Source organism: Hyphobacterium indicum (assembly GCF_003129605.1).
In the GTDB taxonomy this organism is placed as follows: domain Bacteria; phylum Pseudomonadota; class Alphaproteobacteria; order Caulobacterales; family Maricaulaceae; genus Hyphobacterium; species Hyphobacterium indicum.
This window is the reverse complement of record NZ_QBDX01000004.1, coordinates 805,788-824,863: the sequence shown is the minus strand read 5'-3', so window position 1 is coordinate 824,863 and position 19,076 is coordinate 805,788. Positions and strand designations below refer to the sequence as shown.

General features: G+C 63.1%; 21 protein-coding genes. 4 read left to right on the top strand and 17 right to left on the bottom strand.

Annotation, left to right across the window (positions count from 1 at the left end; genetic code table 11):
• Nucleotides 1-69: 69 nt before the first annotated feature.
• Genes queG through DBR16_RS11885 form a run of 3 tightly spaced genes read right to left on the bottom strand, consistent with a single transcriptional unit; the run spans nt 70 to nt 2,762 of the window.
• Nucleotides 70-1,104, bottom strand: coding sequence for a tRNA epoxyqueuosine(34) reductase QueG (gene queG / locus DBR16_RS11895; protein WP_109261453.1), 1,035 nt, complete (start codon nt 1,102-1,104; stop codon nt 70-72).
• The gene (gene fzlA, locus DBR16_RS11890) at nt 1,085-1,750 is read right to left on the bottom strand and encodes an FtsZ-binding protein FzlA (RefSeq protein ID WP_109261452.1); all 666 of its coding nucleotides are present in this window, start codon (nt 1,748-1,750) and stop codon (nt 1,085-1,087) included. Before fzlA ends, queG begins: the two co-directional genes overlap by 20 nt.
• Nucleotides 1,751-1,781: 31 nt before the next feature.
• A complete protein-coding gene (locus DBR16_RS11885; RefSeq protein WP_109261451.1) occupies nt 1,782-2,762 on the bottom strand; it encodes a cation diffusion facilitator family transporter in 981 nt (326 codons plus the stop codon).
• A gap of 115 nt (nt 2,763-2,877) precedes the next feature.
• Between DBR16_RS11885 and DBR16_RS11880 the strand changes: the two genes are divergently transcribed.
• Nucleotides 2,878-3,564 carry a hypothetical protein gene (locus tag DBR16_RS11880; RefSeq protein ID WP_125184560.1) on the top strand — a complete coding sequence of 229 codons (687 nt, stop codon included), beginning with the start codon at nt 2,878-2,880 and terminating at the stop codon, nt 3,562-3,564.
• A 3-nt stretch (nt 3,565-3,567) separates the two neighbouring features.
• On the opposite strand, the gene arsB is transcribed toward DBR16_RS11880, so the two are convergent.
• The 4 genes from arsB to DBR16_RS11860 all read right to left on the bottom strand — a co-directional run bounded on the left by arsB (nt 3,568) and on the right by DBR16_RS11860 (nt 6,096).
• On the bottom strand, nt 3,568-4,650 hold the full coding sequence (gene arsB, locus DBR16_RS11875; protein WP_233347796.1) for an ACR3 family arsenite efflux transporter: 1,083 nt from the start codon (nt 4,648-4,650) through the stop codon (nt 3,568-3,570).
• The gene (locus tag DBR16_RS11870; RefSeq protein WP_109261449.1) at nt 4,647-5,132 is read right to left on the bottom strand and encodes an arsenate reductase ArsC; all 486 of its coding nucleotides are present in this window, start codon (nt 5,130-5,132) and stop codon (nt 4,647-4,649) included. The genes arsB and DBR16_RS11870 overlap by 4 nt, the downstream gene beginning before the upstream one ends.
• Nucleotides 5,132-5,467: an ArsR/SmtB family transcription factor gene (locus DBR16_RS11865; protein WP_109261448.1), complete on the bottom strand. Its 336-nt coding sequence runs from the start codon at nt 5,465-5,467 to the stop codon at nt 5,132-5,134. Before DBR16_RS11865 ends, DBR16_RS11870 begins: the two co-directional genes overlap by 1 nt.
• 74 nt (nt 5,468-5,541) lie before the next feature.
• Nucleotides 5,542-6,096 (bottom strand): hypothetical protein, encoded by a 555-nt coding sequence (locus DBR16_RS11860; protein ID WP_109261447.1) that lies wholly within the window; start codon nt 6,094-6,096, stop codon nt 5,542-5,544.
• Nucleotides 6,097-6,222: 126 nt separating this feature from the next.
• Here DBR16_RS11860 and DBR16_RS11855 point away from each other — a divergent pair, with 126 nt between their 5' ends.
• Nucleotides 6,223-7,074 carry a 1-acyl-sn-glycerol-3-phosphate acyltransferase gene (locus tag DBR16_RS11855; RefSeq protein WP_233347795.1) on the top strand — a complete coding sequence of 284 codons (852 nt, stop codon included), beginning with the start codon at nt 6,223-6,225 and terminating at the stop codon, nt 7,072-7,074.
• Nucleotides 7,075-7,086: 12 nt separating this feature from the next.
• On the opposite strand, the gene DBR16_RS11850 is transcribed toward DBR16_RS11855, so the two are convergent.
• The 10 genes from DBR16_RS11850 to DBR16_RS11805 all read right to left on the bottom strand — a co-directional run bounded on the left by DBR16_RS11850 (nt 7,087) and on the right by DBR16_RS11805 (nt 16,096).
• A complete protein-coding gene (locus tag DBR16_RS11850) occupies nt 7,087-8,109 on the bottom strand; it encodes a YncE family protein (protein WP_109261446.1) in 1,023 nt (340 codons plus the stop codon).
• Nucleotides 8,110-8,196: 87 nt separating this feature from the next.
• Nucleotides 8,197-8,577, bottom strand: coding sequence for a VOC family protein (locus tag DBR16_RS11845; protein WP_109261445.1), 381 nt, complete (start codon nt 8,575-8,577; stop codon nt 8,197-8,199).
• Between the two features lie 82 nt (nt 8,578-8,659).
• Nucleotides 8,660-9,529 carry a CPBP family intramembrane glutamic endopeptidase gene (locus DBR16_RS11840; RefSeq protein ID WP_161539501.1) on the bottom strand — a complete coding sequence of 290 codons (870 nt, stop codon included), beginning with the start codon at nt 9,527-9,529 and terminating at the stop codon, nt 8,660-8,662.
• A gap of 36 nt (nt 9,530-9,565) precedes the next feature.
• The gene (locus DBR16_RS11835; protein WP_109261443.1) at nt 9,566-10,717 is read right to left on the bottom strand and encodes an AraC family transcriptional regulator; all 1,152 of its coding nucleotides are present in this window, start codon (nt 10,715-10,717) and stop codon (nt 9,566-9,568) included.
• A gap of 10 nt (nt 10,718-10,727) precedes the next feature.
• On the bottom strand, nt 10,728-11,507 hold the full coding sequence (locus DBR16_RS11830; RefSeq protein WP_109261442.1) for a succinate dehydrogenase iron-sulfur subunit: 780 nt from the start codon (nt 11,505-11,507) through the stop codon (nt 10,728-10,730).
• Nucleotides 11,508-11,519: 12 nt separating this feature from the next.
• Entirely contained in the window at nt 11,520-13,307 is a 1,788-nt protein-coding gene (gene sdhA, locus DBR16_RS11825; RefSeq protein WP_109261441.1) for a succinate dehydrogenase flavoprotein subunit, read from the bottom strand.
• A gap of 21 nt (nt 13,308-13,328) precedes the next feature.
• Entirely contained in the window at nt 13,329-13,712 is a 384-nt protein-coding gene (sdhD, locus tag DBR16_RS11820; protein WP_109261440.1) for a succinate dehydrogenase, hydrophobic membrane anchor protein, read from the bottom strand.
• Entirely contained in the window at nt 13,709-14,113 is a 405-nt protein-coding gene (gene sdhC, locus DBR16_RS11815; protein WP_109261439.1) for a succinate dehydrogenase, cytochrome b556 subunit, read from the bottom strand. The genes sdhD and sdhC overlap by 4 nt, the downstream gene beginning before the upstream one ends.
• Nucleotides 14,114-14,176: 63 nt before the next feature.
• Entirely contained in the window at nt 14,177-14,701 is a 525-nt protein-coding gene (locus DBR16_RS11810) for a hypothetical protein (RefSeq protein WP_109261438.1), read from the bottom strand.
• Nucleotides 14,702-14,704: 3 nt separating this feature from the next.
• On the bottom strand, nt 14,705-16,096 hold the full coding sequence (locus DBR16_RS11805) for an amidohydrolase family protein (protein ID WP_233347794.1): 1,392 nt from the start codon (nt 16,094-16,096) through the stop codon (nt 14,705-14,707).
• Between the two features lie 120 nt (nt 16,097-16,216).
• Here DBR16_RS11805 and DBR16_RS11800 point away from each other — a divergent pair, with 120 nt between their 5' ends.
• The gene (locus DBR16_RS11800; protein WP_109261437.1) at nt 16,217-17,098 is read left to right on the top strand and encodes an SDR family NAD(P)-dependent oxidoreductase; all 882 of its coding nucleotides are present in this window, start codon (nt 16,217-16,219) and stop codon (nt 17,096-17,098) included.
• Nucleotides 17,099-17,172: 74 nt separating this feature from the next.
• Nucleotides 17,173-18,927 carry a DUF885 domain-containing protein gene (locus DBR16_RS11795; protein WP_109261436.1) on the top strand — a complete coding sequence of 585 codons (1,755 nt, stop codon included), beginning with the start codon at nt 17,173-17,175 and terminating at the stop codon, nt 18,925-18,927.
• The last annotated feature ends 149 nt before the right edge of the window (nt 18,928-19,076 follow it).

Genomic DNA, 19,076 nt, shown 5'->3' with positions numbered 1-19,076 from the left:
CAGCGGGCTTTCAAGGCTGCCCTGTCCCCGCAAGGGCCGTGTCCGTGGCAGACACATCGGGGAACCGGGTCAGGCCAGCTCGCCCATGGCCCAGTCCGCGGCTTCGGCGACGACCGGGTCGAGGTCGGCGCGGAGCGCTTCCACCAGTGGCGAGAGGTCGGCATCACCGGAATTGCCGGCGGCGATCAGGCAGTTGCGGATGAAGCGGTTGCGGCCGATGCGCTTGACCGGAGAGCCGGAAAACAGGGCGCGGAAGGCGGCATCGTCCAGCGCCAGCAGCCCGGCGAGGGGCGGGCGGTTGAGATCCGCGCGCGCGGCCAGTTTCGCCTCGCTGGCGCTATTCGCAAACTTGTTCCAGGGGCAGACGGCGAGGCAATCATCACAGCCATAGATGCGGTTGCCCATGGGCTTGCGGAATTCCTCCGGGATCGGGCCGTCATGTTCGATGGTGAGGTAGGAGATGCAGCGCCGCGCATCGAGCTGATAGGGCGCAGGAAAAGCATCGGTCGGGCAGATATCCAGACAGGCGCGGCAGGAGCCGCAATGATCGGCTTCCGGCGCGTCCGGTTGCAGCTCTGCCGTGGTCAGCATGACGCCGAGGAAGAGCCAGGAGCCATGGGTCCGGGAGACGAGATTGGTGTGCTTGCCCTGCCAGCCGAGGCCGGCCTTTTCCGCCAGCGGCTTTTCCATCAGGGGCGCGGTATCGACAAAGACTTTGACCCCCTCGCCGGTCTCGCGCGCAAATTGCTGGGCGAGCTGTTTCAGCTTGCCCTTCATCACGTCGTGATAATCGCGGTGGCGGGCGTAGACGGAGATATTGCCGGTGGAGGCGTGTTTCAGATCGTCGAGCGGGTCGGTCTCCGGCCCGTAATTCATGGCGACGATGAGGGCGGATTTCGCCTCCGGCCACATATTCGTCGGCTGTTTGCGGCGCTGGAGCGTTGTTTCCATCCAGCCCATCGTGCCGTGACGGCCTTTTTCGACAAATTCTTCCAGCCGTCCCGCCGCCGCCCATGCCTCATCGGCGCGGCAGATGCGGACCGCATCGAAGCCGAGCGCGGTGGCGGTCTGCTCGAGCGCGGCTCTAGAAGTCGAGATCATCATAATGCTTTGCCGGGGGGACGCCGGGCAAGCGGTCATTGAGCAGGCCACGGAAGGCGGGGCGGCATTTGATGCGGGTATACCAGGCCTTCACCGCCGGAAATTCCTCGAAGGGCGCATCGCCGAGATAATCCGCGCAGGAGAGATGCGCCGCGCCGACAATATCGGCAAAGGTGAAGCGGGGGCCGGCCAGCCCGTCGCGCTCGTCCAGAAGGCCGGTCAGATAATCCATGTGCCAGCGCAGATGATCGCGGCCATCGCGGATCGCCTGCGGGTCGGGGGCGCCGAGCGACTGCGCCCGCTTTTCCAGCTTTTCATGGAGCAGATAGGCATTGACCTCGCCATCATATTTCAGCTCGAACCAGCCCATCAGGCGGCGCACTTCGGCGCGCTCCACCGCACCGCGCGGCATCAGCGGCTGTCCGGGATAGGCGTCTTCCAGATATTCCAGCACCGGGCGCATTTCGGCGATGGCGGCGCCATTGTCCTGCAGGACCGGCAGGCCACCGGCCGGATTGAGGCGGAAGAGCGGTTCCGGCCTGAGCCAGGGGCGTTCTTCCTCGAGATCGAAATCCAGCCCCTTTTCCGCGAGCGCAAATCGCGCCGCGCGGGATCCGGGATCAAGGGGCCAGTGGTGAAGCCGTCGCATGACGTCAGGCTAGGGTGATTTTACGCCGCGATTAAGTGTCTTTGGCTGTATCCGGTTCATTTTCCGAGCGGAAGAAATCCAGACCGTGCGGTTCGGCTCTCCCGTGCGGGTCGGCATGGATGAGGATATCCGCCGCCGGATAGCGTTCCAGCAGGCGTTTTTCCGCCGCGACGACGATTTCATGGGCCGCTTCCAGCGTCAGCCTGGCGTCGAGATCCATATGCATCTGGATGTGGATGAGCGGGCCTGCGGCTCGGGTGCGGACCTGGTGCACGTCGATGACACGCGGATCGTCCTCCGCAATCTCGATGATGCGGCGGCGTTCCCGGTCCGGCAATTCCTGGTCCAGAAGATGAGTGAGCGCACCGCGCCCCACCTGGATAGCGGACCAGAACAGCCAGAGGGCGACACCGGCGCCGATGATCGGGTCAGCCACAGGTATGGACAGGAAGGCGGCTGCGCCGATCCCGGCAATGACGGCAAAATTGGAGGCCAGATCGGCGGCGTAGTGGGCGCGGTCGCCTTTCACCGCGACCGAGCCGGTCTGTTTCACGGCCTGGGTCTGGGCCCAGACAAGGCCGACGGTGAGCACGATGGAAAGCACCATGACGGCGATCGCCCATCCGCCATTCAGCACCGGGCGCGGGTCGACAAAGTGCCGCCAGGCTTCGTGCAGGAGCAATACAGCCGAGATGGCAATGAACAGGGCCTGCAGGAAGCTGGCAAAAGCCTCCGCCTTGCCATGGCCGTAACGGTGTTCGAGGTCTGCCGGTGCCGCGGCATAGCGGACGGCCAGGAAGGTGGTGATCGACGCCGCCAGATCCAGCGCGGAATCCGCGAGGGAGGCCAGAAGGGCGACCGAGCCAGAGGCGATCCAGGCGGCGAGCTTGGTGATGACGAGCGTGGTTGCGACGAGCACGGACAAGGTGGTCGCGCGGCTGGTGATCTTGCGGGCCTCGCCGGGCTCCATGCGCCCCGGACCGGCGTCGAGATGGGAATGATCGTGTGGCATCGCACCTGTTATGACGCGATGTGGATTACAGCGTCAAACGGCATGTTTGCGACGGATACTGATTTACAGCACGTTTTTCTTGCGCCGACCCGGCTTGCTGCGCGAAGATGCCGGTATGAGATATTCCCTACCTGTCCTCGCTCTCGCCCTGGGCCTCGCGGCCTGCGGCTCCACCAATGACCAGGCTCCGGCTTTTCGCGGCGGGGCTGGCGGCGATGCTGCCTATGGACGCGGATTGCGCGCGCTGGACGGTGGCAATATCGAACAGGCGAATGAATATTTTGCCTGCGCGGCGCAGTTTGGCGGCGGTTATGAAGTGGCCTGGTATTATGCCGGCACGACGGCGCTGGACCTGGCCGAGGCTGGAGGACCGGACGCCGGGGATTATCGCGAGGATGGCGAGTTCTATCTGACGACATCGGGCAATGCCGGCTGGGGCGCCTCACAGGCGGCGCTGGCCCGCTATTATCATGATCTCGGCAATGCCGAGGAGGCGGTCTACTGGACCATGCTCTACACCAATAATGTGCGGGAGATGTCGCTGGGCCTGACGCGGATGGAGACCGATCTGATCACCGAGATCCGGGACAGCGTGTCCGCACAAACATTTGCCGAAATCCAGGGCCGCGCCGTGCGGTTTGTTCCGGAACCGATTCCGGCGGGGCGTCCGGGTGAGGAATGCAATGCCGCTATCCAGGGGGATCGCGAGCGCGAGTCGAGCGACCGGCCGCAACGCCCGATCCGTCCGCAGCGCACCTCTCCGCCGGGCTCGCCGCGCCGTCAGCCGGGATCGCCTTACTAGGGCTCAGCCCCGGGCAAATCCGGCTTTCGTGCGGTTGGCGATGGCGACCAGTGACAGCATGACCGGCACTTCCACCAGCACGCCGACCACGGTGGCCAGCGCGGCGCCGGAATTCAGGCCATAGAGACCGATGGCGACGGCCACGGCCAGCTCAAAGAAATTCGATGTGCCGATCAGCGCACACGGCGCGGCGATGGCATGCGGTGATTTCAGCGCCCAGGCTGCGCCATAGGCGAGGAAGAATATGCCATAGGTCTGGATCAGCAGCGGCACGGCGATCATGGCGATCAGCAGGGGCTGTTCCAGAATGACATCGCCCTGGAAACCGAAAAGCAGGACCACAGTCAGGAGCAGGCCGGCGGCCGACAGGGGTTTGATCCGGTCCGAGAAGCGTTCCAGGCGCTGTTCGCCCTGCGTCTTGCCTCCGCGCAACAGCAGGGAACGGGTGGCAATCCCCGCAGCGAGCGGCGCGGCGACGAAAAGCCCGGCCGAGAGAAGCAGGGTTTCCCATGGCACGGTCAGCCCGGTCACGCCGAGCAGGAAGCCGACAATCGGGGCAAAGGCGATGATCATGATGAGGTCATTCACCGTGACCTGCAGCAGGGTGTATTCGGCATCGCCCCCGGTCAGCCGGGACCAGACAAAGACCATGGCGGTGCAGGGGGCGGCGCCCAGAATGATCAGCCCGGCGATATATTGCTCGGCATCGGCGCTCTCCATGAAGGGGGCGAAGACATAGCGGAAAAACACAATTCCCAGCGCAGCCATGGTGAACGGCTTGATGGCCCAGTTGACGATGATGGTGATCAGCAGGCCTTTGGGCCGGTCGCCGATGCGGGCGAGGCTGGCCGGATCGATATTGACCATCATCGGATAGATCATCACCCAGATCAGCACGCCGACGGCGAGATTGACCGAGGCGATTTCCAGCGTGCTGAGGAAAGCGAAAGCGCCGGGGACCAGATTGCCGAGCAGCAGGCCGAGGCCGATGGCGCCGGCCACCCAGACCGAGAGCCAGCCCTCGAACAGACCCATGCGCGTATCCGGCGCGGCAGGTGCGGCGACGGGTTCGGGACCGGGCGTCATGATTTTCCGATCCGGGCTGTGGCGCGGCGCAGGGCGAGCCGGTCGAGCGAGTCCATGGGCAGGTTGACGAAAGCTTCGATGCGGCGGGCCAGAGCCTTGTAGGTATTGAGGAAAGCGACGCGCTTTTCGGCATCGCTGCCGGTCACGGCGGCGGGATCGGGCAGGCCCCAATGGGCGGTCACAGGCTCACCCGGCCAGACCGGGCAGGATTCCGCCGCAGCGGAATCACAGACGGTGAAGACAAAGTCGATATTTGCGGCATCCGCGCCGGCTGCGAATTCATTCCAGTTTTTCGACCGCAGGCCGGACGTGTCATACTCCAGCGAGTCCAGCAATTCGCGGGCGAAGGGGTTGACCTGTCCGGCCGGCAGGGAGCCGGCGGACATCGCATGGAAGCGGCCCTGGCCGAGCCGGTTCATCAGGCATTCGGCAAGGATGGAGCGCGCCGAATTGCCGGTGCAGAGAAACAGAATGGATTTCATCAGACCTTGTCCGTTTGCGCGACGGGGAGCGGTGTGCCGCACAATTCCGGGCGGCCGCGGCAACAATCGCGGACCAGAAAACCGACAATGGACTGCACGGTTTCGGCCCGGACGGAATAGAGAATGGAGCGCGATTCGCGGCGCGACCGGATGAGACCGCTGCGCTGCAATGTCTGCAGATGCGATGTCAGCGTCGAGGGCGGGATGTCCAGTTCGAGCGCCAGCACGCCGGCGCTGATGGCCTCCGGCGCGGACCGCAACAGGCGGCGGAAGAGAGCAAGGCGGGTTTCATGCCCGAGGGCAGAGAAAATTCCGGTGGCGTCTGTCAATTCCATGTTTCGAGTATATTCGAAATATGGAAAGGGAAAAGCGGATTTTCCGGTGTCCCTCGGTCAGCGTCCGGGTCCGGTCAGGCCCTGCGGCGGAAGACGGCGACCTCGCCGGCAATGGTTTCGTCCAGACGCCAGGCCATGTCGTGGCTGAGCTGTCTGAACAGGGTTTTTCCGACCTCGTCATCAATGCCCTCGACAAAAAGCCGGCCACCGGTTTTCAGACGGCTGAGCGCATGGCGGAAATGGGCGGCGAGCACGGCCAGCGATGCGGTTTTCGACAGCCAGACGGTGTCGACTTCGCCGGCGGAACCGGAATGACCAATGCTGGAAAAGACCCTTAGACGCGAGGCGCTGCAGCCGCGCAGCTGGCAGATGGCTTCCACGGTTTCAGCCGACGCGGCCGGGGCGACCAGATGGTGAAAGACGCCGCGGTCGAGAAAGGCCGCCGCGACGCCGTCGGACACGCCCAGCTGCAAGACCTTGTCTCCTGCGTGTGCGGTTTCGCCCAGATAATCCTCGAGTGCGGCATCCAGCGGACCCCGGCGGCGCAGGGCAGAGCGCTGCATCCGGCGCAAGGGTGAAGCGAGGCGGGTCAGGAATGACGGGGCAAAAGCGGTGTCGACAGCGGCCATGATCGTCCCAATCGTGTACAGTGTATTAACGTTGGAACATTCCCTCGCAAGGCGAAGGCCAAGTCTTGCCAAGAGGTTAATGCCGATCCGGCTTGCACGTCCGTCCGGTCGTGCGATGAATACGGGATGGAATATGCCTATGCCCCGCCCAGTGACGATATGAGCCGTCATATCGTGGACCGCCTGATCGAGGAGCGCGCGCCGCGCCTGATCACGCGTCCGCGCCTGTGGGCGGCCATCCGCCAGTTCGGTTTTCCGATGCTGGGCTATAAAAAAGCCGTGGCCATTGCCGATGCCATTGCCGAAAGATCCGGCGACGAGACGCTGCGCTGGGTCAGCGAGTATCTGCAATTGCGGCCGCAGCCGGTGAATCTGGATGTGGTGCCGGACAAGGGCGGGTGTGTGGTGATTGCCAACCATCCCGGCGGGATTGCCGATGGTGTGGCGGTCTGGGACACGCTGCGGGAAAAACGCCCGGATGTCTGCTTCTTTGCCAACCGGGATGCCTTGCGGGTCAGCCCGGGCCTGTCCGACCTGATCATTCCGGTGGAATGGCGGCAGAATTTCCGCAGCCGGGAGAATGCGCGCGAGACGCTGCGTTCAGCGCTGGATGCGTTCAAGTCGGACCGCTGCGTGGTGATTTTCCCGGCCGGCCGGATGGCGGAATGGAACTGGAAGCGCTTCACGCTGGATGAAAAACCCTGGGCCCCGACAGCCGTCAGTTTTGCGCGCCGCTTCAAACAGCCCATCATTCCGCTCGGCGTCGCCCAGCGTATGCCGATCCTCTATTACGCGCTGGCCCAGGTGCATACCGAGCTGAAGGACATGACCGTGTTTCACGGCTTCATGGGCAAGAAGGGCGCGCATTATCCCTTACGATTCGGCGACCCGATTGATCCCGCCACCCTGCCGGAAAGCGAGGCGGAGGCGACGGCGCTGGTCCGGGCAGCATGCGAACAGCTGGCGTGGCAGCGCTAGGCCCGGTGTCCGTCAGGTATCGTCCGGCCCGGTCGCTGGGGTGCGGGGCGACAGGTCGATGTCGTCGCCGTCCGGGATTCCTCTGGTAATCGCCAGCCGCTCGCCTGTGTCTGCATCGTGCATGACAATGGCATCCAGGCCGGGCAGGGTCGCGTAGAGACGGCGGTTCTCAGCGTCCAGCGCCATACCGAGCACAAAACCGCCGAGTGCGATCACCTGCTCGACCTCGCCGGTTTCGATGCTGATCGCCGCCAGATCATGTTCCATGAGGCGCGCCACCCAGACCACATTGCGCACAGGGTCCTCGGCGAGGGCGATGGGAAAGCGCCCCTGCGTTTCGTGACAAAACGCGATGGCCCGCTCCGGCTGGTTAATGGCGCAAAACCGCGCCTCGCCGCCCGCGGCGACCCACAGCCGGCCGGCATCGGACGAGGCGGCCAGAGCCTCCGCGCCATTGCCGACATGGATCGTCGTCACCGTACCATCGGGATCAATGAAATAGGCTTCGCCCGTGCCGGGATTCGATGCGGCCAGTGTTTCGCCATCCGGCATCAGCATGACCTTGTGAACCCCTTCCCCGAGCCGGTGACGCGCAATGACGCTGCCGGTGTCCAATGCGATCTCGATGATGCTGCCGTCCACTTCACACGTCACCCACAGCCGCTGTCCTGCCGGATCAATATCCGCCCCGTGCGGTCTGGCGCAGTTCTCCAGCGGCCGCAAAATCGACTCACCGGTTGCCAGATCGATGGTGAAATAGCCAAGACTGTCGACTGCCCCCCAGCCGGCCCCTGCGCCGGTTTCCGGGTCGCGATCGCGGAAACGGCCGAAATGCGGACTGATCACGGTTTGAGAACCGGGTATGATCTCGACATCATTGACGCCTTGTGCGGCATCGTGCCGGGACCGGACTTCCAGTGTTGCGGCATCCATGACGACAATCTCGCCGCCATAGCGTGAGGCGGCGACCAGTACGCCGCCGCTATCCGGCACAGCACTGGATTGAAGGACAAGGCCAAGAAGTAGCGAAAGCATGAGGCAGCTCCTTTGAGAACCGGCTCAGGCTAGACACCGGTGTCTAGCCGGTCTTGTAAAATCGTGCCCGGGACGTCGTGACCGTGGTCAGCGATGCTGGTCGATCAGGATCGGGTTGCCGTCCGGATCCGTCAGGGTGAAATGCGCCGGGCCTGAGCTTTCGGGATCGATGGGCTCTCCGGTGTCCAGCCCCGCTGCGGCAAACCGTTTCTGCAGGCTGCGCACATCCTCGAAGTCCTCGAGATTCTGCGCATCCTGGTTCCAGCCCGGATTGAAGGTCAGCATGTTCTTTTCAAACATGCCCTGGAACAGGCCGATAATCGTCGGGCCGTTCTTCAGGATCAGCCAGCCTTGTGACTGATCGCCGCCCATTTTGGTGAAGCCGAGGGTTTCATAGAAAGTTTTCGACGCCTCGATATCCTTGACGGTGAGGCTGATGGAAAATGCGCCCAGAGAGCTTTGTGTCATGATGTGTCCTTTCGCGTTTGTGGAGATACGCTAGCGCAAAACGCGCGCAGGACATCACCCGATCGGGTGGAATCGGCACGGATCAGCCGGATTCCGGCGCTTTTCCCTTCAGGCCTAGCCAGATCATCGCGACCACGCCCGGCACCCACAGCAGGGCCACCATCGACCACATCTGCGTTGTCTCGCCGGAGAATACCGGGAAGATCCGCCAGGCCTCGCCCCAGGCGTTGAACCCCTGATGCAGCAGGTGAACCAGCAAGACGCTGCCCGCCGTGCGATTGAAGACGGCGCCCATGATGAATCCGATCGGGATCACCATGGCGATGAAGACGCCGACGCCGTATCCAGCCGGATGACCGCCCGGCATGGCGAACAGGGGCAGGTGAAAGACCAGCCAGATCCCCGTCAGCAGCGCGTTCGCCGGCAGGGGCGCCAGCCGGGACTGCAATTGCGGCAGGGCGTAGCCGCGCCAGGCGATCTCCTCGGTGTTGAACAGGAGATAAAAAACCAGCAACTGGCCCGCTGCGGGCAGTACCACCGAGAGGATGTCGGGCGGGGGAGCCGAACCGCCTGCGAAGCCGCTGACCGGCCAGACGAGCGCCATGACCGCGGCCGGAAGGATCAACACCAGCGCCCACCAGCGCAGGCCAACACTCAGGCGGAAAGCGCGCTTGAGGAAGGTCCAGATGCCGGCGGGCCGGTCATTCCAGGCCAGCGTAATGGCAGCGGCGATCAGCGGTCCGAACAGCATCAACAGTTCCAGGGGGGCGAGGGCGGCGATCCAGCCGGCCTGTGCCCAGCCGGCGCCGGTTTCGGCATGGGCCGAGAGCGCCACGGCGGCGGCGCCCGTCCAGGACAGGCCGAATGCCAGGACAAAAAAGCCGGTCAGCCCGATTGGATGCCGCGCGCGTGGCCGATCAGCGCGTACGATTCCCTCATTGATATTCAGCATTGTCATGTCCTCCGATGAGGCGGCAATGACACGGTTTCAGGTGCCGGGCGTTCGCGGACGCGTATTCGAACCGGCGCGATTGGCCCGCCATTGTGACGGCGTCAGCCCGGTCTCGCGGCGGAAGGCCGTTATGAAAGACGATTTCGACGAGAATCCGCTGTCGAGCATGACTTGCGTGATGGTGTCGCCGGGCCGGTCCAGAAGACGGGCCTTGGCGTCCGCCACCCGCCAGCGGGCGATGAATTCATAGAAGGACTGGCCGAAGTGGCGGTTGAGGGTCTGTGACAATTCCCGCGATGTGAGCGGCAATGGACGCGCCAGCGCCTCGAGGGTGAGCGCCGGATCGAGATGCGGTCTGGCTGCTGCCATGTAGGCGTTGACCGTTTCGGCAAAATCCGTGAGCTGTGCCTCATCGATCCGGTGTTCGCCGTATTTCGCGGCTTCCAGTTCGCCCGCAGGCAGTGGCGCGGCGGCCTGCAGGCTACGGAAGGCGGAAACCAGGAAATAGAGTCCGAGCACAAGCCCGCCGGCGCCCAGGATAAGGGCAAGCGCGAGGGCCAGCCAGGCTACCGGATAGAGGTTGGTAAAGACGTAGTGCGCAATGCTGAGCCCGGCGCCGGCTGCCAGCCCGGCGATCGAGACCAGCAGCCAACGCATTTCCCTTCCGTCGCTGGAAGACCGGGTGGCGCGGGAGGCCTGTTCATAGCGCCGCACCAGCAGCGCGGTCGCGGTCAGATAGGCCAGCGGGTAGGCGAAGATGGCCAGCACGAAAACCGGGCTGTTCAGCCAGCTGCCCGATGCCGCGCCGGTGAGGATGGCGATCTGATCGGCTTCGGGCCGTGCATGGTATTGCCAGATCACGATTGCCGAGATGACCGCCAGCGGTACGAAATGGCGAACGTGCTGCGGTGACAGCCGGAAGCCCTCGGACGCCATGGCATGGGCAAACAGGTAGAGCAGCGGCGCGGCGGCGAGGCCCAGCGTGTTGCCGATGAAGATCAGCCGCGGCTGCATCATTGCGAGGCCGCTATCGACAATGACGAAATTGACGAGGCTGAGGCTGGCGGCGGAGAGGAAGGCAGCAAACAGGCGCTGGCGCAGCCCGCCATGGCGGGCGGTCAGGAAGGCCATGGCCAGGAAAAGGACCGCGCCAATGGCCGCGAGCAGGCCGGCGGGTCCGAAGGTCACCTGGCCGGTCTCAGCTTTCGCGCTCGACCATCAATTGCTTGATCTTGCCAATGGCCTCGGCCGGATTGAGGCCCTTGGGGCAGACCTGGGCGCAATTCATGATGGTGTGGCAGCGATAGAGTTTGAACGGATCTTCCAGATCATCCAGGCGCTCGCCGGTCATCTCGTCGCGGCTGTCGGCAATCCAGCGATAGGCGTGGAGCAGGGCGGCCGGGCCAAGATATTTGTCGCCATTCCACCAATAGGACGGGCAGGCCGTGGAGCAGCAGGCGCACATGATGCATTCATACAGCCCGTCGACCTTGGTGCGGTCCTCTTCGGATTGCCGCCATTCCTTTTCCGGCGCCGGCGTCTTGGTCTGCAGATAGGGCTGCACGAAGGCCTGCTGGGCATAGAAGTCGGTGAGATCGGGGATGAGGTCCTTCACCACCGGCTGGTGCGGCAGGGGCGCGATGGTGATGTCGCCCCTGAACTCGTCCATACCCTTGGTGCAGGCAATGGTGTTGCGGCCGCCGATATTCATGGCGCAGGAGCCGCACACGCCCTCCCGGCAGGAGCGGCGGAAGGCGAGCGAGGAATCGACATTGTTCTTGATCCACAACAGGGCGTCGAGCACCATCGGGCCGCAATCGTCGAGATCAACGGTATAGGTGTCCCAGCTGGGATTGCCGCCGGCTTCCGGATCATAGCGGTAGACCTTGAAGGTGCGGGTGTTCTTCGCGCCTTCCGGCTTGTCCCATGTCTTGCCCTTTTTGGGCTTTGATCCGCGTGGCAGGGCGAGCTCAACCATTTCCGTGTCCTCTTAATAAACCCGCGCTTTGGGCTCAATGTACGCTATGTCGTTCGACATGGTGAAATTGTGGACGCCGCGATAGTCGAGGCGGACATTGCCGGTTTCGTCAATCCAGGCGAGGGTGTGCTTCATCCAGTCCTTGTCATCGCGATCCGGGAAATCCTCGCGGGCATGGGCGCCGCGGCTTTCCTCGCGCGCGACCGCGCCATTCACGGTGACGGCGGCCTGGGCGACGAGATTGTCCAGCTCCAGCGTTTCCATGAGATCGGTGTTCCAGATCAGGCTGCGGTCGGAGACAGCGATATCGGGCAGGCCGGCATAGACCTGCTTGATGCGCTCGACGCCCTCATTCATCACCTCGCCGGTGCGGAAGACGGCACAGTTTTCCTGCATCGCGGCCTGCATCTGGTCACGCAGTTTTGCGGTGGGCGTCTTGCCCTTGGCATTGCGGTATTTGTCGAGGCGGGCGAGGGAATTGTCGCCTGCGCCTTTCGGCAGATCCGGCTGGCTGGCGGCGGCATTCACGGTTTCGCCGACGCGCAGGCCGGCGGCGCGGCCAAACACCACCAGATCGATCAGCGAGTTGGAGCCGAGGCGGTTGGCGCCGTGGACCGAGACGCAAGCGGCTTCACCGACGGCCATCAGGCCCGGCACGGTGATTTCCTCGCCCTTGCCATTCAGGGTCAGAACCTCGCCATGATAATTGGTCGGGATGCCGCCCATATTGTAGTGGACGGTCGGCAGGACCGGGATCGGGTCGCGGGTCACATCAACGCCGGAGAAGACGCGCGCGCTTTCGGAAATGCCGGGCAGGCGCTTGTGGATGATCTCCGGATCGAGGTGATCGAGATGGAGATAGATGTGGTCTTTCTTCGGCCCGACGCCGCGGCCCTCGCGGATCTCGATGGTCATCGAGCGCGAGACGACATCGCGGCTGGCCAGATCCTTGGCGGAGGGCGCATAGCGTTCCATGAAGCGCTCGCCCTCTGAATTGGTCAGATAGCCGCCTTCGCCGCGCACGCCTTCGGTGATGAGCACGCCGGCGCCGTAAATGCCGGTCGGGTGAAACTGGACAAATTCCATGTCCTGCAGGGGCAGGCCGGCGCGCAGCACCATGGCATTGCCATCGCCGGTGCAGGTATGCGCCGAGGTGCAGGAGAAATAGGCGCGGCCATAGCCGCCGGTGGCCAGAATCACGGATTTGGCGCGGAAACGGTGCAAAGTGCCATCGTCCAGCTTCCAGGCGGTGATGCCGCGGCAGACGCCATCCTCGTCCATGATCAGGTCGAGGGCGAAATACTCGATGAAGAATTCGGTCTCTTCCTTGACGCACTGGCCGTAGAGCGTGTGCAGGATGGCATGGCCGGTGCGGTCGGCGGCGGCGCAGGTGCGCTGTACCGAGCCTTCGCCATAATTGCGGGTCATGCCGCCAAAGGCGCGCTGATAGATCTTGCCGTCCTCGGTGCGCGAGAAGGGCACGCCCCAGTGTTCCAGCTCGTATACGGCGGCGGGCGCATTGCGGCAGAGATATTCGATGGCGTCCTGATCGCCCAGCCAGTCCGACCCCTTGACGGTGTCATACATGTGCCAGCGCCAGTCATCCTCGCCCATATTGCCAAGGCTGGCGGAAATGCCGCCCTGCGCTGCGACCGTGTGGGAGCGGGTCGGGAAGACTTTCGAGATGCAGGCGGTTTTCAGCCCGGATTGCGCCGCGCCCAGAGCGGCGCGGAGCCCGGCGCCGCCGGCGCCGACCACAACAACGTCATAGGTGTGATCAATCCACGTATAGTCGGACATGTTGTTTCTCTTCTTCCCGTATCAGGCGGCCAGGGCGAGGCGGAAAAGCGCGTAAACGCCCGCCAGCCACAGCCCGTAAGCGATCAGCGTATTGCCGATCAGCAGGGTGAATTTCAGCCCTGCCCCGTGGATGTAGTCCTCGACCACGACCTGCAAACCCAGCCGCATGTGATAAAGCGCCGCGGTCAGGGTGATCAGCGTCAGCAGGGCGCCCCAGGCGGAGCCGAAGAAGCCGCGCGCGGCATCCGGATCCGGCGCGCCGGAAAAGGCCAGCGCCAGAACGAAGAGCGGCAGGGCGATGGCCAGCGCCACGGCGCTGACGCGCTGGGCGATGAAATGATGGGTGCCGGACTTGGCCGAGCCGAGGCGGTTGGTGCGCTTGGCCGGGGTCATCATCGACTTCATGAGGCGCCTCCGGTGAGGGCGAAGAACCAGATCACCGCCGGCAGGACAATGGACAGGGCGATGATGATCACCGAGCGCTGGTTCGAGCCTTTCGGGTCGAACCCCTTACCGGCATCCCAGATCAGATGACGGAGGCCGTTGAGAAAGTGATAGCTGGCCGACCAGGTCAGGAGGATGAGGCCGATGCGGGTCAGCCAGGCGAGCGATCCGGTGGTCAGGATTTCGACGGCCCCCTCGGCCCCTGTTGCCAGCAGGACCAGCCAGACGGTGAGGGCGATGGCACCGAGATAATTGCCGATGCCGGACACCCGGTGGAGGATGGATGACAGCATGGTCGGATGCCAGCGCCACACCTGCAGGTGCGGCGAAAGCGGCCGGGTGTCGGTATTTCCGCTGGCCATTGAGATATCCCTGATCAGACAAAGCCCTGTTCGGCGCAGACAATAAGCCGCGCCGGGTCAGGGTCAACGCGGAGTGTCGGCTTCGGGCTGTTCCCGGCGCTCTATCCGAATAATTCGATCCCGCACGAAAGACACACGAAGCTCCATCCCACTTTCAATTTCAGAACCATCCGTGAAGCGACCAGTAAATCGGGCATCAACCCGGTTTTCAGTATATTCGAAATTCCGGCCATCAATGGAAAGCCTGATAGTCTTGGGCTCATCGTTGATAACCGTCATAACGGCGATTCCATCGACGGTTCGGAAATGTTCATCGGCAACCGCGGAACGAAGATTGAGATAGCTTATCAAATTAACGGTCACCACAATCAGACCGCCTGTCAGGGTAACTACCAAAAAGGGAAGTCCGATAATTCTGAAAATCCTAACGACGGTTTTTCCGATGAATCTCCTGACGAAATTCATATAGGAACCAAAGAACCAGCCAAAGAAGAATAACCCTGTCAAAAGTCCGGCCGGACCAATCGCCAGATACCACGGAAAGGCATCCCGGAAATCCCAGACAATGATCCAGCCGGTCTCTGTCATGCCTTATTCAACCCGCAAGCTCTCCGGCAGGCGCTCCTCGATGACATTGCCGTCCTCGACGTAAACCACGCCGCCCTTCATCACGAAATCGACGCTCTGCAGGAGGGCGGGATAGGTGAGAAGATCGCCATCCACGGCGATGATGTCGGCATAATGGCCTTCCTGGATGCGGCCCCATTCATCCTGCACGCCCATCAGGACGGACGGCCAGTAGGTGGCCGAGCGGATGACATCCATCACCGGCACGTCCAGCTCGCGGGTCCAGACATCAATCTCGTTCCAGGTGGACTGGCAGTGGAATTTCGTCGGGATGCCCGAATCCGTGCCCACCAGCATGACCACGCCGGCTTCGCGCAATTGCTCGAACTTGCGGCGCAGTGTGGGGCGGCGCAGGGGTGTGAGCTGCATGTATTCCAGCTGGTCAACATGTTCCAGAGAGGCGGCAATGTCGGCAATCGTGTCGGGCTGCAGGCCGCGATGCCAGCAGGTATTGTCCAGACGTTCGGGATTGTCGCGCGTGCGCTCGTAATTCCACAGCCCCTCAATGGTCGGCGTCCAGAACAGCGGCCCGCCCCGGACCCGGCCTTGCGAGGTGCGGCGGCGCAGGGCCTCGATCACTTCGGGCGGATATTCCGGCGCGGTGGTCAGGCCGGTATGTTCGAAATTGTCGACGCCGACGTCCAGCCCGACAAGGATTTCATCGGCGCGGTGGGAGTGGCCCACCACGCGCAGGCCGTGGGCGTGGGCCTCGTCTACTAGAGCACGGACGATTTCCAGTCCGATCTCGTCCTGATCGACCAGCTTGATGACATCCACGCCCGCCTCGGCGAGTTCGCGGACACGTGCGCGGGCTTCACGAACCGAGGAAATGCCCCAGCGGTAATTTTCCGTGCCGGGATAGGGTTCGTTCTGCAGGAAGGGCCCGGAGACAAAGAGGCGCGGGCCGGGCAGTTCGCCGGAATTGATGCGGTCGCGGATCGACAGGCTGATATCCAGCGGTGCGCCGAGATCGCGCGCCGTGGTGACCCCCGCCAGCAGGAGCTGAACCGCCGAGGCCGGCATGATCTCGTCTTCCATGCGATCGGCATAGGTGGGGTGCCAGTGCGAGTAATCGGCATGGCCGGTCAGCATCAAATGGGCGTGCATCTCCCACAGGCCGGGCAGGACGGTCATGCCTTCGGTGGAGATGATCTCATAGCCCTCCGGCACGGCCAGCGAGTCCTGATTGCCGACGGCGGTGATGCGGTCATCCTCGACCAGAATGACCGAGTTGTAGACGGGCGGGCCGCCATTGCCGTCCAGCAAGGTGCCGCCGACCAGCGCCTGACGCTCCTGCGCCATCGCGGTGCCGGTGAATGTCAGACTGACAGCGAGTGTGAGTGTGCGAATCATCATGACGGGCCCCTCCCAAAGCTTTGAATTGACGCTAACCTGTCTGCCAGATTGGTCAAAAGCAATCCTTGCGCCCATGTTGAGCGTATAGAGGTAAAGAAAACCAGCCGGGGAGCTCACATCATGACCCTCACCAAACCTGCCGCCGTTGTCACCGGTGCCTCGACCGGCATCGGTCATGCCACAACGCAAGTGCTGATCGAGAAGGGCTGGCACGTCTTTGCCGGAGTGCGCAAGGATGAGGATGCCGCGCGGCTGAGCCAGGAATTCGGCGACAGTGTCACGCCGCTGAAGATGGAAGTGACGGATTCGGACTCCCTGAACGCCGCCGGGGAAAAAGTGCGTGAGGCGCTGGGCGGAAAGACGCTACAGGGCCTGGTCTGCAACGCCGGTGTCGCGGTGACCGGGCCGATCCTGCACATTCCGGTCGAGGAGTTTGAACAACAGCTCGACATCAATGTGCTGGGTGTGGTGCGCACGGTGCAGGCTTTCGGGCCGCTTCTGGGCGCGGACAAATCCCTGACCGGCAAGCCGGGCCGGGTGGTCACCATGTCGTCCGTCGCCGGGAAAATGGGCATGCCCTTTGTCGGCCCCTATGCGGCGTCCAAACACGCGCTGGAAGGCCTGTCGAAATCCCTGCGCAAGGAGTTGGCGCTCTATGGCATCGGCGTGCACATCATCGGACCGGGCGCGGTCGCCACGCCGATCTGGGACAAGGCGGATGATACCAGCGAGCTCGATAAATACCGCCACACCGATTACATCAAATCCATGGAGCGGGTGTTTCACTGGATGCTGGATCGTGGTCCGAAAGGTCTTCCGCCCCGCCAGATCGGGACACGCGTGCATCACTGCCTGACGGCGGCCAATCCGAAAAACCGCTATGCTGAAGTGCCGCAGCGGTTTGAAAACTGGACCATGCCGCGCCTTCTGCCGGAAAAATTCGTCGACAAGCAGGTCATCAAGCGACTCGGCCTGCGTCCGGAAGACCTCAAGCGCGGCTAGGACGTCCTGACCCTCAGGGCTGACATCTGAAGAATCTGGTCTAGTCTCTCCGGCGAACACTCGGGGAGAGAGACATGCTGCGCGCCATTCTGGTTTCAGGACTTCTTTTTACGGCTCCGGCCCTTGCCGATGATGCCGAGGATTTCGAGGCGCTGATTGCCGACTTCGAAGCGCATGAAAACCGCGATGATCCGGACGAGAATCCGGATGCGGCCGGGCGCTGGGACGATCTCTCGCCGGAACGCTTTGCCGAGGATCGCGCCGCTGATGTGGTGTTCCTTGAGCGGCTGGAGGCGATCGAGGAAGACAATCTGCCAGCCGCGCAGATCGTCAATTTCGCCACGCTGGACTATCTCCTGCGCTTCCGTGTCGAGCTGGCGCAATATGACATGCAGCGCGCGCCGTTTTCCAATGATAGCGGCTTTTTCTCGACCCCGCTTTACGTTGCGTCCTCGACCCGGCCCTCGAATGTTGAGGAGGCGGAGAACTGGATTGCGCGGCTGGAAGACCTGCCGCGTTATCTGGACGAGAACATCTACTGGATGCGCCAGGGCATAGAGGACGGCCATACCCAGCCGGCCAATATCATTGGCGGGGTGCGTGACCAGATTGCGGCGATTGCGGCGATGAGTGTCGAGGACACCGGCATGGTGGCACCGATCGATGCTCTGCCGCGCGGCGTGCCGCAAGCCGAACGCGACCGGTTGCGCGCGGAGGCCGTGGCGGCTGTGGAAGATCATGTCCTGCCCGCCTATCGCGATCTTCTCACCTTCATGGACGAGGAATATGTGCCGGCGGCGCGCGAAGATCTGGGCATTTCCTCGGTTCCGGGCGGGCGCGAGCAATACCAGGCGCTGGTGCGCTATCACACCACGCTGGATACCAGCCCGGAGGAAGTGCATCAGCGGGGTCTGGCCGAAGTTGCCCGGATCCGCTCGGAGATGGAAGCCATCATCGAGGAAGTGGAATTTGACGGCACATTCGCGGAATTCCTGAATTTCATGCGGACCGATCCGCAATTCTATGCCGAGAGCGAGGAAGAGTTGCTGATGGTGGCCGCCTGGATTGCCAAGCGGGCGGATGATGCCATGCCGCGCTTTTTCGGCCGCATGCCGCGCCTGCCCTATGGCGTCCGGCCCGTGCCGGCCTCGATGGCGCCGACCTATACGACGGGGCGCTACTGGCCGGGATCGCTGGAGAATGGCGTGGCCGGCGGATATATGGTCAACACCTATAACCTGTCGCAGCGGCCGCTCTACAATCTGCCGGCGCTGACCGTACATGAGGCCGTGCCGGGCCACCATCACCAGATCGCGCTGGCGCAGGAGCTGGAAAATGTGCCGGAATTCCGGCGCAATACCTATATCACCGCCTTTGGTGAAGGCTGGGGGCTCTATACCGAGTTTCTCGCGGAAGAAATGGGCATGTATTCAACGCCCTATGACCAGTTTGGCCGGCTCACTTACGAGATGTGGCGCGCCTGCCGGCTCGTGGTCGATACCGGTATCCACTATATGGGCTGGACACGGGACCAGGCCGAGGCCTGCTTCCTCGAGAACTCCGCTCTCGCTCCGCACAATATCCGCACTGAAGTCTCGCGCTATATTTCCTGGCCGGGACAGGCGCTGGCCTACAAGACCGGTGAATTGCTGATGCGGGATTTGCGGGCCCGCGCCGAGGCGCGCCTCGGCGAGGCTTTCGACATCCGCGATTTCCATGACGAATTGCTGTCGGAAGGGGCCGTGCCGCTGGGTTATCTGGAAGACCGCACCATGGCATGGATCGAGCAGGCGCAGGCGGAAGCAGAGGCGGCGGAGGAAGGCGAATAACCCAGCTTAATGCTGGGTTTTTAGCAGCAGTAAATTCAACGATTTGGAATCGAATCGCTAACCGTCATGATTCTGTCATGTTGACGCTGATGCCGGGTGTCTTGATATAAAGCAAGTTCCGCGTCCGCGCCCGCCCGGTTCGGGTAGCG